Raw genomic sequence first — 763 nt, 5'->3', positions numbered from 1 at the left:
AACAGGATGAAGATGCTCGCCGTCTTTTGACCATCCCGGGCATTGGTCCGGTAACCGCCTCCCTGATTGTCGCGTCTGTTACCGATATTGGGGCCTTCGATACGGCCCGGCACTTCGCAGCCTGGCTTGGTCTCGTACCGCGCCAGCATTCATCGGGCGGAAAAACCCGATTGGGCAGAATTACCAAAACGGGCAACCGGGAAATAAGAAAGATGCTCGTTCTGGGCGCAACATCCATGCTTTACCGCGCACAGAAATGGGATAGCGCTGCGGGAGTATGGCTTTGCAAGCTTCTGGAACGTCGCCCGGGCCGTCTGGCAACCGTGGCGTTAGCCAACAAGCTGGCCCGGATCATCTGGGTTTTGTTGTCGCGCAAAGAGATCTATCGTCCGGCCGGTCGCAGTGTCGCTATAGTCTGACATGTACCACCAGGATGATGGATACCGGAATAAGCTCCGGTAGATCCGGCAGTATGCACTGACCGCGTGATGGGAAAGACTGTAATCAGAAGCAGTTCAGGCAATACCGAATGTCCCCATGTGCCATTGAGCACGAGATCCAGATTGGTGCCTGACACGCAAGCGAACACCCATGATGGCCAGCGAAGGATTTCGCATAAACAGGCCGGACATAAGGGCGCATCTGACCGGATCTCCACATCATGACAGTATCAGTGCATTTCGCTGGAGCGAAAATACGCAGAAGAAAGATACGACAATGCAATCAATGTGACCTCTTGCATCGTAAAGGCCGTCCACATAAG

At 54.3% G+C, this 763-nt stretch carries 1 protein-coding gene; it reads left to right on the top strand.

The features are described 5' to 3' along the window. Positions 1-419 (top strand): IS110 family RNA-guided transposase (locus CFR72_RS16880; RefSeq protein WP_110914822.1); only part of this gene is annotated, 419 nt, incomplete at its 5' end. Positions 420-763 lie beyond the last annotated feature (344 nt).

The sequence above is a fragment of the Gluconacetobacter entanii genome, assembly GCF_003206495.1.
Classification (GTDB): Bacteria; Pseudomonadota; Alphaproteobacteria; order Acetobacterales; family Acetobacteraceae; genus Novacetimonas; species Novacetimonas entanii.
The sequence above is the reverse complement of the archived record's forward strand: the minus strand, read 5'-3'. Positions and strand labels throughout refer to the sequence as shown.